The organism is Blastopirellula sediminis, from assembly GCF_020966755.1.
Taxonomy (GTDB): domain Bacteria; phylum Planctomycetota; class Planctomycetia; order Pirellulales; family Pirellulaceae; genus Blastopirellula; species Blastopirellula sediminis.
In genome coordinates this window covers 771471-788203 of sequence record NZ_JAJKFT010000004.1, presented here as the reverse complement: position 1 = coordinate 788203, position 16733 = coordinate 771471, and the positions used below count along the sequence as shown (strand labels likewise).

The window sequence follows — 16733 nt, the reverse complement described above, 5'->3', positions numbered from 1 at the left end:
TTTCTGCACTGGCCGAACGACTAGTCGCTCGATTTTTTGGAGCTCTTCGGTTTCGACTCGCTCTTGCTTGAACTCTTCGATTCGCTCGACGACGAAGAGGCCGAGCTGCCGCTTGAGTCGCCGCTGGCGCCCTTCTTGTACGAGTCGCTGCGGTAATCAGTGATGTAGAAACCGGAGCCCTTGAAGATCAGACCGCCACCGGTGCTGAACAGCCGGCGGAGCTTCTTCTTTTTGCACTTCGGGCACTTCGTGAGCGCGTCATCGCTGAGATTTTGGAATTCCTCAAACTGATGTTGGCAAGCGTCGCATTCGTATTCGTAGGTCGGCATCTTAGCACCTGGAAACCGAAATTGGTTTCCCCATGAGTTAGAATTAGGAATTCTCCCCTTCAGCCGCTGCGGGGCTGCCGGTGGAGACAATCACTTGTGCGGGGCGAATCACGCGGTCGTGCAGTTGGTAACCGCTTTGGGTGACCATCAAGACATGACCGGCCGGCACTTCGCTGCTCGGCTGCTGCAAAATGGCGTCGTGCAGATTGGGATCAAACGCTTGGCCGAGCGCATCGATCGGCTTGCAGCCGCGCTTGGCCAGCACTTCGAGCATGCTTTGGGCGACCATCTTTACGCCGGTGACGATGCCGGCCGCTTCCTGCGACTGGCCAGCCGAATCAAGGGCGCGATTCAGGTTGTCGATGACCGGAAGCAGATCGGCGATCAGCGGTACGTCGGCATACTTGATCGTCTCTTCCATTTCGCGGCGCATTCGCTTGCGGAGATTCTCCATGTCGGCCTGAGCCAGCAGGATGCGGCGTTCGGCGCCGGCCAAATCTTCACGCAGCCTATTCGCTTCGCCATCGAGCGAGTCCTCGGCCAGCGCTTCATCGACGGCGCTGACGTTATCCGAATTCGCTTCGCTCGAGATATCTAGCGGCTGTTCTTCCGGAGAGGGATTTTCATTCGACACGGTATCGGATCCTTCGTCTATTTTTCCTTCACGGCGCCATCTTCGTCGCCGGAGGAGAACAAGTAATCACGAATCGATTCCAGGAACGACTTCCGATGGGGGCTGACGTTCGTGTGTTCGAGTTCGGCCAGTTCGCGCAACAGTTCTTCCTGGCGCGGTTCCAGTTTCTTCGGCACTTCAATGTACGTTTGCACGTACAGGTCCCCTTTGCCGCGTCCGTGCGGATCAGGCATTCCCTGACCGCGAACCTTGAAGACCTCGCCTGACTGCGTTCCTTTCGGAACCGTCAGCGTGTGGGCTCCATCAATCAGCGTGGGAACTTCGATCTCGGCGCCAAGCGCCGCTTGGGTATAAGTGATCGGCATCTTCAAAATCAGATGCTCGCCATCCCGCTCGAAGATCTTGTGTCGCCGGAGCGAGATGAAGCAGTAGCAATCGCCGGGAGGACCGCCGTTGGGACTCGGCTGCCCTTCTCCGCTCAGGCGAACCCGCATCTGATCGTCGACGCCGGCCGGGATATTGACGTCCAGCTCAACGCGACGGTTTTGATAACCTTGGCCACGGCAGCTGCGGCAAGGGTCGGTGATCTTCACTCCGGCGCCGTTGCAGGACGGGCACGTCGTCTGCACGCGGAGGATGCCGGCTTGCTGCACGACCTGGCCATGACCGCCGCATCGCGTGCAACGTTCCGGCTGCGAACCGGCCGCCGCTCCGCTTCCCTTGCAGGTATCGCAAGTTTCGCGGCGGTCGAACGAGACCGTCTTTTCCACGCCGCGGGCCGCTTCTTCCAAGTCGAGCGTGACTTGAACTTTGATATCCGCGCCCTTGGTGACGCGACGTCCGCCGCGCGAACGTCCTCGGCCGCCAAATAGGTCGCCGAAGATCCCGCCGCCGAAGATGTCGCCGAACGCTTCGAAGATGTCTTCCGCGTCCGAGTATTGGCGATGTTGCCCGCTGACCCCGGCGTGACCGTATTGGTCGTAGCGGGTCCGCTTGTCCGAGTCGCTCAGCACCTCGTACGCTTCGGCCGCCTGCTTGAACTTCAGCATGGCGTTTTCGTCGTCGGGATTGCTGTCGGGATGGTATTTGATCGCCAGCTTGCGATAAGCCTTGGCGATTTCGTCTCCGCTCGCCGTTCGCGCGACGCCGAGAACTTCGTAATAGTCGGCTTGTACGGCCATGTCCTCAGTCCGTAGCGTGTTCAACAAAATGGGCTGCTCTCGCCTTGGAAAGCAGCCCACTGCTGGTTTTCAACAAGGGAGCGGACGCTTACGGTCCGCTTCCACTTTCCATCGGGAAGATCCGACGTCGAGGTTAGCGAATGACGCCTTCGACGCGGGTATTCTTATCTTCCTTATCGAAGTTGGTCACCATCGCTTCGGTGGTCAGCAACAGACCAGCGATGCTAGCGGCGTTCGACAAAGCGGTGCGAACCACCTTGGCCGGGTCAATGATGCCCGCCTTCAGCATGTCGCAGTACTGGCCGCTGTTCGCGTCGTAGCCCATGTTGGCGCTCTTCTGCAGAACTTCGTCAACCACGACCGCACCGTCGATGCCGGCGTTGTCGGCGATCTGCTTCATCGGAGCCGAGAGGACGTTCAGGATGATGTTCACCCCGATCTTTTCGTCACCCTTGGCCGACGAGCGAGCCTTTTCGACCGCTTCTTTGCAGCGAACCAGAGCCACGCCGCCGCCCGGAAGAATTCCTTCTTCGAGCGCCGCACGAGTCGCATGCAGCGCGTCTTCGACGCGAGCCTTGGTCTGCTTCATTTCGGCTTCGGTCTCGGCGCCAACCGCAATCACGGCGACCCCACCGGCCAACTTCGCCAGGCGTTCCTGGTACTTTTCTTTGTCGTATTCGCTTTCGGTCTCTTCGATCTGCTTCTTCAGCTGACCGATGCGTTGCTCCAGCGCCGACTTGTCGCCGCCGCCCTGGACGATCGTGGTGTTGTCCTTGGTGACCGTGATCCGCTTGGCTTTACCAAGCTGACCCAGCTGGACCTTGTCGAGCGAGATGCCCAGGTCTTCGCTGATGACGGTGGCGCCGGTCAGGATCGCCATGTCGGCCAGCATCGCCTTGCGACGATCGCCGAAGCCCGGCGCCTTGACGGCACAGACGTTCAACACGCCGCGCAGTTTGTTGACGACCAGCGCGGTGAGCGCTTCGCCGTCAACGTCTTCAGCGACGATCAACAACGGCTTGCCGGTTCCGCTGACCTGTTCCAGGATCGGCACCAGATCGCGGATGCTGCTGATCTTCTTCTCGAAGAGGAGGATCAACGCGTTTTCCAACTCGCAATCCATTTCAGCCGGATTCGAGATGAAGTACGGCGAGACGTAACCCTTGTCGAACTGCATACCTTCGACATAGTCGACGGTCGTTTCGCGGGTCTTGCCTTCTTCGACGGTGATGACGCCGTCTTTACCGACGCGGTACAGCGCTTCGGCCAGTAGGTTGCCGATCGCACGATCATTGTTGGCGCTGATGGCGCCGACGTGCGCGACTTCTTCTTTACCCTTAACCGGCTTGGCGGTGGCCAGCAGTTGTTCTTCAGCGGCCGCAACGGCCTTTTCGATACCGCGACGGATCGCGGCCGGGTTGCTGCCGGCGACGATGTTGCGGATACCTTCTTTGAAAATCGCGCGAGCCAGGACGGTCGCCGTGGTCGTGCCGTCGCCGGCGACGTCCGACGTCTTGCTGGCGACTTCGTTCACCAGCTTGGCGCCCATGTTCTCGAAGCGATCTTCGAGTTCGATTTCTTTCGAGACGGTCACGCCGTCCTTCGTTACGGTCGGACCGCCGAACGACTTGTTGATGATGACGTTACGACCGGTCGGCCCCATCGTCACCGCGACGGCGTCGGCCAGCTTGTCGATCCCCTTGAGCATTTTGCTGCGGGCATGATCGTCGAAAAGCAGTTGTTTCGCCACGCTTGAATGTCCTTATATGGAATGATTCGGAATGACTGCACTACAGGCAAGCGACTAGTCGTTGACGACCTTCGCGAGGATTTCGCTCTCGCGGAGGATCTTGTATTCCTCACCGTCAATTTCGATGTCGCTGCCGCCGTACTTGCCGTAGATCACTTCGTCGCCGACCGTGACCGACAGTTCGGCGCGGGCGCCGCTATCGAGCAACTTGCCCGGACCAACCGCCAACACGGTGCCGCGTTGCGGCTTTTCCTGAGCCGAACCGGGCAGCACGATGCCGCCAGCGGTCGTTTCTTCGGCGTCCAGCGGTTGCACGACGACGCGGTCATCCAACGTGCGAATCTTCAGTTTCTTGGCCATATGCGTCTATCCTTCGTCTGTATTGTTTTTGAATGTGTTGGAGAGGTTATCTGATTGCCTAAGCGGTCGGCTTACATCATGCCCGGCATTCCCATGCCGCCCATACCACCCATGCCGCCATGATCGTGATGATCATGGTCGCCGCCCGCTTCTTCAGCCGACGGAATCTCGGTGATCAACGAATCGGTGGTCAACAGTAGCGACGCAACGCTCGCGGCGTTGAACAGCGCGGTGCGAACCACTTTCGCCGGGTCGATAACCCCAGCGTCGACCAGGTCTTCGTAGGCTCCACTGTCGGCGTTGTAACCTTCGGTCGTCTTCTTCTGTTGACGAACGCGGTTGACGACGACCGAACCTTCGACGCCGGCGTTTTCGGCGATCGTGCGGAGCGGGTATTCCAACACTTTGGCGATGATGTCAGCGCCCAGCTTGGCGTCCCCTTCCAGGTCCAACTTCTTCAGGGCCTTTTCGGCACGCAGCAACGCGACGCCGCCGCCCGGAACGATACCTTCTTGCAACGCGGCCTGCGTAGCGCTCTTGGCGTCTTCCAACAGGTCCTTGCGTTCCTTCATTTCGGTTTCGGTGATCGCGCCGCAGTTGATCTGGGCGACGCCGCCGGCCAGCTTAGCCAGACGTTCTTGCAACTTTTCGCGATCGTATTCGCTATCGGTCGCTTCGATTTCGCGACGGATCTGATCAACGCGGCCTTCGATGTCGGCCTTCTTGCCGGCGCCGCCGACGAAGACGGTGTTGCCCGACGAGATCTTGACCTTCTTGGTGCGACCGAGATCCGACAGCTTGACGCTTTCCAGGTCGATGCCCAGGTCCTTGAAGACCGGGGTGGCGGCGGTGAGAACCGCGATGTCGCCCAGCATCGCCTTGCGACGATCGCCGTAGCCCGGAGCCTTGACGGCGCAGACGCTCAAGATGCCGCGGAGTTTGTTGACGACCAAGGTCGCCAGAGCTTCCCCTTCGATATCTTCAGCGATGATCAGCAGCGGCTTGTTGGCCTTGCTGACCGCTTCCAGAATCGGAACCAGCTTCTTGGCCGACGAGATCTTCTCTTCAAAGACCAGGACGTAAGCGTCGTCCAGTTCGACGGTCTGAGCGTCTTCGTCGGTGACGAAGTGGGGCGAGAGATAACCGCGATCGAACTGCATCCCTTCGACCACTTCGACGGTCGTTTCGCTGCCGCGACCTTCTTCGACGGTGATGACGCCGTCTTTACCGACCTTCAAGAAGGCTTCGGCCAAGACCTTGCCGATCGACGGGTCGTTGTTGCCAGCGATCGTGGCGACCTGTTCGATCTCTTTCTTGCTCTTTTCATTGATTTTGACGGCCATCTTCTGGACCGCTTCGCTGACGGCGTCAACCGCCTTGGCGATGCCGCGCGACAGGGCCATCGCATCGGCGCCAGCGGCCAGCATCTTCAGACCTTCGCGATAGATCGCTTCGGCCAGGACGGTGGCGGTGGTGGTGCCGTCGCCAGCGACGTCGTTCGTCTTGCTGGCCGCTTCTTTGACCAGTTGGCAGGCGAGGTTTTCGTAGGGATCATCCAGATCGATATCCTCAGCGACGGTCACGCCGTCCTTGGTTACCTTCGGCGAACCCCAACCTTTGTCCAAAACCGCATTGCGACCGCGCGGTCCAAGCGTGCTTTTCACGGCGCGAGCCAGCTTCGTAACGCCGTCTAGGAGCGGCTGGCGGGCATCGTCGCCAAAAACCATCTGTTTCGCCACGTTTGGAATCCTCCTCTTGTGGAATCAACGACTCTCGCTGTCGCCTGGGCCGAGTTGCCGCAGTTACCGATCAGCGGATGGGGATGAATTGTCTTGTTGTGGACGCTCCGCGGAGCCTGCCAACGTCAAGAATGGCAGACCGACAGAAGCGACGCCCCTATAGAAGCAACCGCTGTGCCAAAGTGTCGAGGACTCGCCTAAGTAGCGAATTAGCAGACAGTTAGAAACAATGCCTTGTCGAACGATATCCCCCTCGACCTCGGCCAAACCCCATTTGTGCCAATTTGGCAGCGGCACGATCCAGAAACGAAAAAAGGGTCAGGTCTCCTTTTCTCACGGAAAAAGAGGCCTGACCCTTCTTGCCCAAACCGCAGCAGCAAAGGGAACGACTACGCGTTCATCCGCTTCGGAATCGTAAAGGAGTAGATGATAATCACCGCCCCCGTCGACATCATGCTCCACGGCGCCCAAGAGGGTGGAGTGACGCTACGCGGGCCTCCTTCTCCGATCATGCTGGCGGTATCCACAATCAGGCATTCGCAGCCGATGATGATCAGCGTGATACCAACCGCCAAGAAAAATGACCGCCACATGGCTTCTATTCCTTCAATCCGACCGCCAGAAAGAAAATCCGGTTTCCTCTTCCGGTTTATCGGAAAGAAATTGGCCAGAGCATGCTCTTCCGCTAGCAAAGCGGCATAGCCGGCATAGGTAGGAAAACTGGACTGCACGCTCGCCTATCGCATCTGCGACAGGCTCGAAGATGGCATTCCTCGCGAAATTCCCGGCATTTTGCTTGTCAACGCATCGCGGCTCCTAGCGTTCGCGCAGGTTATAGCGGCATCTCTGACCCCGATTCGGGCAAATTCCCAAGAAGTATTTTGCCCTCACCCACGATACCGGTGATAATCCGGGTGAGCCTTACGCCCCCCCGTCGTACTTCTTCTCTTATCAGACAGAATGCCATGATTGCTCGAAGTCTTCTGGGACTGCTCCTGGGGCTGGCTTGCCTATCGCAAACCTTTGCCGACCTCGTTCTCTATAACGTCCCTGGCACGAAGCTGGTCTTCATTCTTCAGGGGAAAGCGACGGTCAATCCCGGCGCAAACGTGACGTTCCGGCATCCGACGTTCGGCAATCTCTACATGAACGCCGCCGACGTAAAGATCTACAAGGTTCCTTCCGTTCAGTCGCAAGCGGTCAACAAGCTGAGTTCGGCCAAAGCGGCCGGCGACTTGGAGGGCTGTCTGGATGCGGCCCGCTACGCCTTGAAGATCGGCAAATTGAACATCTTCTATGACGCCTGCAAAGCGGCTTGGGAAATCAATCCCAGCGACGATCGCGTGAAGCGACTGGTCGCCATGAAGCAGGCGATCGACCGACCGGTGGCGGTCGACCCGGCGCAAGAAAAGATCATGCGCGACTTCACCAAGAACCGCGACGACATGAAGTTCGTCCGGAGCAAGCACTTCCTTCTGCTGCACGATACCTCCAGCAAAAAGAACGCCCGGACCGACAAGACCCGGGCGGAGGAACGGCTTGATCTGCTGGAAACGGTCTACGAAAGTTTCCTGATGAAGTTCTGCCTGGAAGGGGTTGAACTGCAGGTGCCGGACAAGTTGCTGATGGTGGTGCTCTTCGCAGAACACCGCGAGTACTTGCAGTTCGTGACGCTCCTTGGTCCCGACCTGGCTTCCGCGGCCGGGTTCTACCATCGGATCGACAACATCGCGGTCTTCTACGATCAAGGAACCGACGAGTCGTTCGAGGCGCTCAACCTCATCAGCAAAAAGATTCAAAGCGAACGGGACGAGATCGTCCGTCGCAAGATCAGCGGCATGGCCGATGTGATCCGCTTCGCCGATACGTTGAACTTGCTGATCGACGTGAAGCGGGAAAACCTCGACATCGAAGTGGTCAGCCATGAAGCGACGCATCAACTGGCCGGCAACACCGGTTTGATGCCCTCCAATCGCCCTGTTCCGACATGGGCCGCGGAAGGTTTGGCGACCTATTTTGAATCGCCCAAGCAAGCGGCGTGGAGCGGAATTGGCGCTGTGAACTCGGAACGCCTAGGCTGGTATCGAGAACTAGCGCCGCTGCGAAGCGTCTCGAACATCGACTTCATCGCCAGCGATCAGATCTTCACTCGCTCGGCGAACAACTTTACCACGCTGCACGCCTACGGGCAGTCTTGGGCGTTCACTCACTTCCTGATGGAAAAGCACTTCGACAAACTGGTCGCGTACTATCGCGAACTCTCGGCACTTCCCGAAGCGACGCATACCTCGCCGCAAGAACTGCAGAAGGTCTTCGACAAGGTCTTCGGCCGCGACAAACAGGCTCTCGACGCCCAGTGGCGGACCTACATGCGATCGCTAAAGACCGATTTAGAGCAAACGCTGGAGAACGCACGCTAAGCGTTCTCGTATTCTCCTCGTCCGGGACGTAGATTCGCAGATTACGGCTCAGGTCCTCGTCAATTCGGTTTATGGGCAACCAGATCTCATCCGTATTGGGCGCCCCGCACGTGAATGTGCGCAAGTTAATGAACTCGCACGGCCCAAAAGTGGCCTGTTTTCATTTCGTCAGATTATTCATACGCACAACTATTTCGGTTGTGATTCCTTCGGCTTCTTGTCTTCCTTTTTTCCCGAAGACTCTGCGCCCTTGCGGTCGTAGGCGCCGAACATTTCGGGATCGAGGCCCTTGCGATCGAACAGCCCCTTCAGAGCGATGTTTCCCATCTGTGGGCCATCGTCGGTCATCGTGACCCACATAATGTGATCCACATTTCCAGGGCCTTCGTGATGAAAGGAGGCCCCAGAAGGTCCCATGGTGATATGCTCGTAGCCGTCGATGTTGTCATAGTCGTAATAGTGCAGATGGCCGGCGAAGAACGTATGATCCCGGCCTTTCAGCAACTCTTCAATCGCCTGAAAACTTTCCGAGGGGTTTTCCCAGGCGGGCTCGTGCAGAAATAGAAACGTCCAACGCCCATTGGTATGTTCCGCGAGCGTCTTCTTGATCCAAGCCATTTGGTTCTCGGGAAACTCGACTGGTTTGCCGAGCGCGGCGACAACCGCTTCGTCGGACATAAACTCGGCCAGCATCTCCTTCGCTTTGGCCGGATTCTCGGTTTGCAGCCGGTTGTAGAGTGCGATCTTCTCCTTCATCTCAGGCGGCGGTGAAGGACGGGAGCCATCTTCGCTATCGAGAACCATGAACAGCACGTTCTTATAAACGAAGTGGTAGTATGTGGCGCCATGCCGTTCGCGCCAGACCTCTTGAGCCGTTTTGTTCGCGATATCGTGGTTGCCGGGAGTACGGAAGAACGGCATCTCCAGCGTATTGAGCATCGTGTCGACCTCGTCCCATTCGGCGTGCAGTTCCTTCTTTTCGTCGCTGTATCCCTCGATCACATCACCAACGTTGATGACGAACTCCGGTTGCAGCAAGTTGATTTGATCAATGGCGAGCTTGAAAGTGCCTTCGACGTTAGCTCCCCCAGTCCGGTCCCCAATGATTACAAACTGAAAGTTGCGAGGACTGTTCTTGAACTTCTTCGCCGTCCATGGCTTCGCGTTAGGCAACGCAGCGTTGTCATAGGAAAAGACCGGCGCCCTTGCGTCTGTTTGCCCCTCTGTCGCTGTGGGGGCCTGGGCCGGTGCGGTGAATGAAACGTTGGCGACGACGAGCCCAATCAATACTGCGACTAATCTGCAAGCTGTGCGGTTCATCTTCGTCCTCCAATCGTCTAGAAGTTTGAGAATTGGGAGATAAAGGGACTATCTCCGTTATGCATCTACTTATTGAGCCTCTCCGTCTTCGGCGCCGTCCAGGTCTTCATCTTTTCCAGATCCAGAACGTAAGCTTGGGCCAACGTCCTTATCCCAAATTTCACGTCGACAGGATCGGCACGCTCCAGCGGCGTGCGCAGCTGCCGTTGCCTTCTACTTCCCACCAGAAGCATTCGCAAAGTGGCTAAAAGATGGTGGTTCATTTCGTGAAACAAAAGCATACGGGCGCCCTCTGCACATTTCTTTTTATTCCGTACGACACCGATTTCCCCATATTCTCCTACAAAAACGACGATCGCTTCATCGGAGCTTTTTCTATTCAAGCCATGGTGGATTCCACCACGGCGACTCCCGGAATGTCCTATCCCCGACTCAAATTGCAAGCGTTAACGCCGTAGGGATGTTGGATAACCTAAGGAAAAGCTTGAAAGCGGATGTCGCAACTGCGACTCCAACTCGGAACGAATTGGCCGGCGATATTCTGATATGCCTGCTCCGTGAAGAAGGGGAATGCGGAGCGACAAGGATTGCTAGATTCTCCATTAACGCAGTCCCCGTTATCGCTCCTATTGCTGTCCAAACGAATGGTCCAACAAGCGGTAAGCGGGAGCACCGGCAGGAAAGAGCAAGGAGATATCCCTGGAAAGAGCTTGGCAGTAGCGTCACAGAAGCGACGCATTTCGGTAGGCGTCCGTTAGAAACGCTCGCGCGGCGCAAATCGAGCAAAAAGAGGCGTCCGCGCGGGGCGACAAATTATCGCAGCGGCTTAATCAGCCACTTCGGCCGCCGCGATTTTCTCGGTCAGATAGCGTAGCAGATCGCGAATCGAAATCACCGCCGTCACGCGACCATCTTCGTCGATCACCGGCAGATGTCGATAATGGCCGACGTCCATTTGGTGAACCGCGAACGTGATCGGCGTGCTCTGGTCGATCGTCTGCGGATCGGTCGTCATGAAGTTCGAGATCGGCGTATTCAGGTGGTCGCGATAGTCGGGACCGACGCGGATCAACGCATCTCGTTCGCTGAAAATGCCGATCGGGCGATGGTGGTCATCCGTGATGACCACCGCGCCGATCGCATTGGTCGACAAGACGGTTAGTACGTCCCCCAGCGGCGCGTCCGGAGAGGACGTCAGCGGCGTCTTCATCGGCAGCTTCGCGATCGTATCGCGACGAAGCTGCTCTTCAACGCTGCTCTTTGACGCGGGCTCCAGTGCGAGCGGCTGTCCGCACGCTTCGCACTGGTCGGCGCCGTCAAAGTTCTCGGCGCCGCAGGCCTGACAATACATAGTTACTCCACCGTCCAGGTGTCTCCAGAGTTGAACAACTTATCGAGATCCCCTTCCCCTTTTTCCGCTCGAGCTTGCGCGACTTGCTCATTCAGCAGGTCGTCATAGCGAGGAGCGTCGACGCAGCGCAGTACGCCGATCGGTTCGGGGAACTCAGGATATCGCATCCGACTCAGCAAGTAGGCGAGGGTCGGCTGAGGCGACGTTTCGTCATGGAACAGCAGATCGTCTTCGGTGATCCCTTTGCCAAGTTCGACCACTTCCGGCTGCATGCCGTTCAGGCGAATCCCCTTTTCTCTATTTTGGCCGAAGATGAGCGGCTTTCCATGTTCAATTTCGATAATGTTATCGGCCTTTAACGCCTTGTCGGTCGCGTACTTGTAGGCGCCGTCGTTAAACACGTTGCAGTTCTGATAAACCTCAACAAACGAGACGCCCGGATGTTCCGCGGCCCGCTTCAAAGTGTCGGCCAAATGCTTGATATGGACGTCAATCGAACGAGCGACAAAGGTCGCTTCGCAGCCAATAGCCAGCGAAAGCGGGTTCATTGGGTTGTCGATCGCGCCCATCGGCGTGCTCTTGGTGACTTTGCCCAATTCCGAGGTCGGCGAATATTGCCCCTTGGTAAGGCCATAAATCCGATTGTTGAACAAGATAATGTTCAAGTTGACGTTACGTCGCACGACGTGCATGAAGTGATTACCGCCGATGCTGAGCGCGTCGCCGTCGCCGGTGATCACAAAGACGTTCAAATCCGGGCGGCAGCTCTTAATGCCGGTCGCAAACGCCGGAGCGCGGCCGTGGATGCTATGCATGCCGTACGTGTTCATGTAGTACGGAAAGCGGCTACTGCAACCGATGCCGGAAACGAAGACCGTCTTCTCGCGCGGCCACCCCAAGGTCGCCATCACTTTCTTCATCTGCGCAAGAATCGAATAGTCGCCGCACCCTGGGCACCAGCGCACGTCCTGATCGCTGCCGTAGTCGCCAGGTTTGAGGACGGGTAATTCGACGGAAGCCATGATTTAAATCCTTCTGGAAATCTCTGTTGTTCGGTTCGTTGTAGGTGCAAATCCTGCGAAAACGGCTCGGCTTACGGCAGCAGCGTTTTCGCCTTCTCGATGATCTCGGTCACATGGAACGGCTTCCCCTGGACCTTGTTCAAGGAGACGGTGTCGATCATGAACTCATTGCGAATGAGCATCGACAACTGCCCCATGTTCAATTCGGGGATGAGCACCTTCTTAAAGTTGCGGAGGATTTCGCCCAGGTTCGCCGGGAACGGATTCAACCAACGCAGATGGGCGTGGCTCACCTTGTGTCCTTGCGATTGCAATTTCGCCACGGCGGTGCGGCACGATCCATACGGACCGCCCCAGCTGAGGACCAGCAAGTCGCCGGACGCTTCGCCCATCACTTCCTGATCGCCGATCACCTTGGCGACATTCTTCACCTTCTGAGCGCGGGTGTTGATCATGTGCTGATGGTTCTTCGGATCGTAGCTGACGTTGCCGGTACCATCCGCCTTTTCCAGACCGCCGACGCGATGCATCAGCCCCGGAGTACCCGGAATCGCCCACGGGCGAGCGAGCAGTTCGTCCCGTTCGTACGCCAGGAACGGTTTGCCGTCGACCGGACCTTCCGGATGCTTGATCGGAATCGGTTCCAGCTCTTTGAAGTTGACGATCCGCCACGGCTCGGAGCCGTTCGCCAGGTAGCCATCGCTCAAGATCATGACCGGCGTCATAAAGCGGGCCGCAATGCGCCACGCTTCAATCCCGACATCGAAGCAATCGGCCGGGCTGCGAGCGGCGATGACCGGCATCGGGCATTCGCCGTTGCGACCGAACATCACTTGCAACAAGTCGGCTTGCTCCGTCTTGGTCGGCAGACCGGTGCTCGGACCGCCGCGCTGCACGTCGACGATCAGCAGCGGCAACTCCAACATTACGGCCAGACCCATCGCTTCTCCTTTGAGCGCGATGCCTGGACCGCTGGAAGTGGTCAGCGCCATGTGGCCGGAATAAGCGGCGCCAATCGCCGAGCAGACCGCCGCGATTTCGTCTTCCGCTTGGAACGTGCGGACGCCGAAATTCTTGTAGCGGCTCAGCTCGTGCAGAATGTCGCTGGCAGGCGTGATCGGATACGAGCCGAGGAACAAGTCCTTTTGGCTTAGCTTGGCAGCCGTCATCAAGCCCCAAGCAAGCGCCTGGTTACCGGTCATATTGCGATACTTGCCGGCAGGCAACTTCGCTTTTTCGACCCGATACGAGCTGACGAACGCGTCGGTCGTTTCGCCGTAATTACGACCGGCGGTCAATGCGCGACGGTTCGCTTCGGCGATGGCCGGCAGCTTTTTGAACTTCGACTCGATAAAACGCAGCGTCGGATCGAGCGATCGCCCGTACATCCAGAAGGCCAGCCCCATGGCAAAGAAGTTGCGGCAGCGATCGGCTTCTTTCTGACTGAGATCGAGACCATCGACGGCGCGACGAGTCAGGTCGGTCATCGCCACTTGGAACAACTGAAACCCTTCGAGCGATTCGTCTTCGAGCGGGTTCGTCGCGTAGCCGGCTTGCTCGAGCGACTTCTTGTCGAAGGCGTCTGAGTTGACGATCAGCACGCCGCCCGGCTTCAGGTCGGCGACGTTCGTCTTTAGCGCAGCCGGATTCATCGCGACCATGGCGTCAACCGATTCGCCCGGCGTGTAAATGTCGGTCGACGCGAAATGGACCTGGAAGCCGGAGACGCCGGCCAGGGTTCCGCGTGGAGCGCGAATTTCCGCAGGAAAGTCGGGAAAGGTGGCGATGTCGTTGCCTGCCAAGGCCGACGTATTGGTCAGCTGCGTTCCGGCGAGCTGCATACCGTCGCCAGAGTCGCCGCAAAAGCGGACGGTCGCTTCTTCAATCTGCAGAACTGTTTTGGACTGTTCCGTTTCACTCTCAAATTCGGTGGACATGATTCGCCTTGCCGCTTAACTAATTAGTTATCCTCTTCACGAAATTATTCCGTTCCGCACCGCCGGAAGCAAAAGTGCGAAACCCAAGCTAGATGAGATAGCGCTACCTCGGAGATCACGATTTCTAGCCGTTATGCTCCTTCGCGCTCAGCCGAACTTCGCTGCGTGGGAGGCAAGTTATATATCGCCTCGGGGAAGTGTTCGGCCAGAAAGTGCAGCACGCCGGCTGCGGTAATGACGCCCACGGCGTTGCCATTGGCGTCGACCAGAGGCAATCTTCGGTGCCCGCCGGCCGCCATTTTTTTGATGGCCGTCGCGACGTTGTCGTCACGCCGCGCCAACACGACGCTCCGTTTCATCCTCCGTGAGATCGGTTCGTTCAGTTCTAGCTGTTGTGCCATCAAATGCAGCGCGTCTCGTTCAGTGAAAATGCCGGTCATTCGATTCGCACTGGTGACCAACACCGCGCCGACCTTATGATCGCGCATTTGTCGCATAACGGAGGCGACCGTTTCGGATTCATCGACTTTGAGAGGAGCGTCGGGATGCAAACGCGTCACCGGCTCGGTCGTCAGATGTAGCTGAAACTCGGTCATTGTATTCCGCCCCTGCCAAATTAGACGATTGGCATGTCGTGATCGTCATTAGGTCGCGGTGCGACCTCCAAACGATCCGAACCGGGAGTCGTCCAAGAGATTAACTGCACCTCTTTTTCGAGCCTGATTCGCTAGTCTTCGAGCCCAAAACGCTAGCGAGCGGAATGCGTTCGGCGGGTTCCGTTAGGTTGGAAGGAGTCGACCGCATTCCCTTGCTTTCGTAACGAGCTGCAAAGAAATGTCCTCGACTGCGACGTCCTAACGGGGCGTCGCGGTCCCTTCGCGTTCTAGTCTACCAAGACCGGAACATTCGCTTAAACGCAAAATCGGCCCAGCTAACCTAGGATTAACAGAAATTAATCTGCCAGTCTATGGCCATGTGGTCGGTCTTTGTCGTCTGGATGGGAATAAAACTTCGAAAGATCAAAGCCGCCTTTCTGGTCTTCTTCCATCAGTTTCAGACGAAGTTCGACTGCGTTCATCCGCTGCGACAAGTTGTGCACCAGATCGTCCGCTTCTACATGCTTTTTGGGTTTAGGTACAGACGGGTATTTGAGCTGCCGCTGTAAAGCTGAGAAAAGCAATAAGGGCTCCTTATTGCGGTTTGCTAGCGCGATGCGTCCCTCGCGGGTCCCAAAGATCGGCGGCTCCTCCGGCAGCGTGGCGTTCCGCCGCCGTGATTGCTGCTCGACGTAATATTCGCTCCGGACGTAAATCAGGTCGGCCAGGTCGATCATCCCGATCCGCCGCCGGAGCGTTTGCAGAAAATGACGCCAGTTTTCGTCATACATCGGGTCCCCGGCCATCGCCTCGAGCCCGCCGTCGTACTTCAGTCGGTGCCGACAGAGAACCTCGAACTGGTAGACGAACATCGCGGCCGCGGTTGTCGATTCGGAGGCGCGAAACTCCGCTTCGAGCTTCAAGATTTCCAGCGCGACGCGAAAGTCGAACCGCCCCCGATCATCTTCCGCCGCCGCGATCAGGAACGTCTGGAACGGGGTGAAATAGTGCGAAAGCCGCTGCATCGCCGAGTGAAACAGCCCCAAATGACGCAACTCGGCCAACAGAAAATCGATCGCCATCGGCAACTTAGTCGTCGCCAGAATCTCTTCTCGCACCGACTGCAGGATGTCTTGCAACGGCGCGTTGTCCTCGATCTTCTCCCGCATCGAATGAAAGAAAAACGCTTGTTCGATGTACTCTTCGCTCGGGAGTAGCGGAGTTTGCGTCATAGATCGACCGGTCGCACAAAGGCGTTACTGGCTAGCCGCCGCAGGCGCCTGCAGCACTTCATCCAGAAATTTTACCGCCTCTTGCCGTGCTTGTGGACTAATGAACGAGCCAATATGCCCGGCGTTATCAATTTCACAAATCTGCGTTCGGCAGCCGGCTTGGTCCAGATCGGCGCACATCGCTTTGACTGCCGCTAGCGGAACCAGGTCATCGGCGGTTCCATGAAAGAAGAACATCGGCGGCGCCTTGTCAGAGACGAACTTGGCCGGCGACGCCTGGCGATAGACTTCCGGCTTTTCGGCGCGGCTTCCTCCCAGGAAATAAGCGAGTCGGATACTGGTGGCCGGCTCAAGCGTCAGGTCGCACGGAGTTCCTCCGGCGACAACCGCGCAGAGGCCTTCGGCCGGATCGCTGGTTGTCATCGCCGTCAGACAAACCAAGTGGGCGCCGGCCGAGAATCCATAGCCAGCAATCCGATTGGGGTCGATGTGATATTCGACGGCATGCTGGCGCAACCAATCGAGCGCCGTCCGGCAGTCATCCAGTTGGGCAGGGAACTTGTGAACCGGGGCCAGCCGGTAGCCAATGGAAGCGACGACATAGCCGTTTCGGGCCAATTGCAGCGCATGGACCGCCATCCGGCTCCGATCGCCTCCAAGCCAAGCGCCCCCGTGGACCATTAAAACGCCTGGAAACGGACCTTCTCCTTCCGGCAAATAGAGGTCGACCTTCAGGTCATCCCCCCCAGGGGAAGCGTAAACGACGTCGGTGATGACCTTAACCAGAGGCTGAGCCTGGACGAATTTGCCGAAAAATAGAGATGCCAGCGTCAAAAACGCCGCTATCTGCCATCGGTTCATA

At 57.6% G+C, this 16733-nt stretch carries 16 protein-coding genes; 1 reads left to right on the top strand and 15 read right to left on the bottom strand.

The annotated features are described in order from the left end of the window. Window positions 1-20 precede the first annotated feature (20 nt). The 7 genes from LOC68_RS06895 to LOC68_RS06865 form a co-directional block, all read right to left on the bottom strand. Window positions 21-329 (bottom strand): FmdB family zinc ribbon protein, encoded by a 309-nt coding sequence (locus tag LOC68_RS06895; RefSeq protein WP_230217081.1) that lies wholly within the window; start codon window positions 327-329, stop codon window positions 21-23. A 43-nt stretch (window positions 330-372) separates the two neighbouring features. Further along, window positions 373-963, bottom strand: a complete 591-nt coding sequence (gene grpE, locus LOC68_RS06890; protein ID WP_230217079.1) for a nucleotide exchange factor GrpE — start codon at window positions 961-963, stop codon at window positions 373-375. Between the two features lie 17 nt (window positions 964-980). Further along, window positions 981-2144, bottom strand: a complete 1164-nt coding sequence (gene dnaJ, locus LOC68_RS06885) for a molecular chaperone DnaJ (protein WP_230217077.1) — start codon at window positions 2142-2144, stop codon at window positions 981-983. Between the two features lie 133 nt (window positions 2145-2277). Continuing rightward, window positions 2278-3894, bottom strand: a complete 1617-nt coding sequence (gene groL, locus LOC68_RS06880) for a chaperonin GroEL (protein ID WP_230217075.1) — start codon at window positions 3892-3894, stop codon at window positions 2278-2280. Between the two features lie 54 nt (window positions 3895-3948). Beyond that, a complete protein-coding gene (locus LOC68_RS06875; protein ID WP_230217073.1) occupies window positions 3949-4254 on the bottom strand; it encodes a co-chaperone GroES in 306 nt (101 codons plus the stop codon). A gap of 71 nt (window positions 4255-4325) precedes the next feature. Beyond that, on the bottom strand, window positions 4326-5993 hold the full coding sequence (gene groL, locus LOC68_RS06870; RefSeq protein ID WP_230217071.1) for a chaperonin GroEL: 1668 nt from the start codon (window positions 5991-5993) through the stop codon (window positions 4326-4328). 389 nt (window positions 5994-6382) lie between these two features. Beyond that, window positions 6383-6586: a hypothetical protein gene (locus LOC68_RS06865; RefSeq protein WP_230217070.1), complete on the bottom strand. Its 204-nt coding sequence runs from the start codon at window positions 6584-6586 to the stop codon at window positions 6383-6385. Window positions 6587-6958: 372 nt separating this feature from the next. On the opposite strand from LOC68_RS06865, the gene LOC68_RS06860 reads away from it, so the two are divergent. Further along, complete coding sequence (locus LOC68_RS06860) at window positions 6959-8413, top strand: DUF1570 domain-containing protein (protein WP_230217068.1); 1455 nt, start codon at window positions 6959-6961, stop codon at window positions 8411-8413. A 189-nt stretch (window positions 8414-8602) separates the two neighbouring features. Here LOC68_RS06860 and LOC68_RS06855 read toward each other — a convergent pair whose 3' ends face one another. The 8 genes from LOC68_RS06855 to LOC68_RS06820 form a co-directional block, all read right to left on the bottom strand. Beyond that, window positions 8603-9733, bottom strand: a complete 1131-nt coding sequence (locus tag LOC68_RS06855) for a metallophosphoesterase family protein (protein WP_230217066.1) — start codon at window positions 9731-9733, stop codon at window positions 8603-8605. A gap of 65 nt (window positions 9734-9798) precedes the next feature. Beyond that, on the bottom strand, window positions 9799-10116 hold the full coding sequence (locus LOC68_RS06850; RefSeq protein WP_230217064.1) for a hypothetical protein: 318 nt from the start codon (window positions 10114-10116) through the stop codon (window positions 9799-9801). Between the two features lie 443 nt (window positions 10117-10559). After that, window positions 10560-11084, bottom strand: coding sequence for a CBS domain-containing protein (locus LOC68_RS06845; protein ID WP_230217062.1), 525 nt, complete (start codon window positions 11082-11084; stop codon window positions 10560-10562). Between the two features lie 2 nt (window positions 11085-11086). Beyond that, window positions 11087-12106, bottom strand: a complete 1020-nt coding sequence (locus tag LOC68_RS06840) for a 2-oxoacid:ferredoxin oxidoreductase subunit beta (RefSeq protein ID WP_230217061.1) — start codon at window positions 12104-12106, stop codon at window positions 11087-11089. A gap of 71 nt (window positions 12107-12177) precedes the next feature. Then, window positions 12178-14043 (bottom strand): 2-oxoacid:acceptor oxidoreductase subunit alpha, encoded by a 1866-nt coding sequence (locus tag LOC68_RS06835; RefSeq protein ID WP_255671111.1) that lies wholly within the window; start codon window positions 14041-14043, stop codon window positions 12178-12180. Window positions 14044-14174: 131 nt separating this feature from the next. Further along, a complete protein-coding gene (locus tag LOC68_RS06830; protein ID WP_230217059.1) occupies window positions 14175-14639 on the bottom strand; it encodes a CBS domain-containing protein in 465 nt (154 codons plus the stop codon). Window positions 14640-14995: 356 nt separating this feature from the next. Continuing rightward, entirely contained in the window at window positions 14996-15871 is an 876-nt protein-coding gene (locus LOC68_RS06825; RefSeq protein WP_230217057.1) for a hypothetical protein, read from the bottom strand. 24 nt (window positions 15872-15895) lie between these two features. Next, a complete protein-coding gene (locus tag LOC68_RS06820; protein ID WP_230217055.1) occupies window positions 15896-16732 on the bottom strand; it encodes an alpha/beta hydrolase in 837 nt (278 codons plus the stop codon). Window position 16733: the final 1 nt, after the last annotated feature.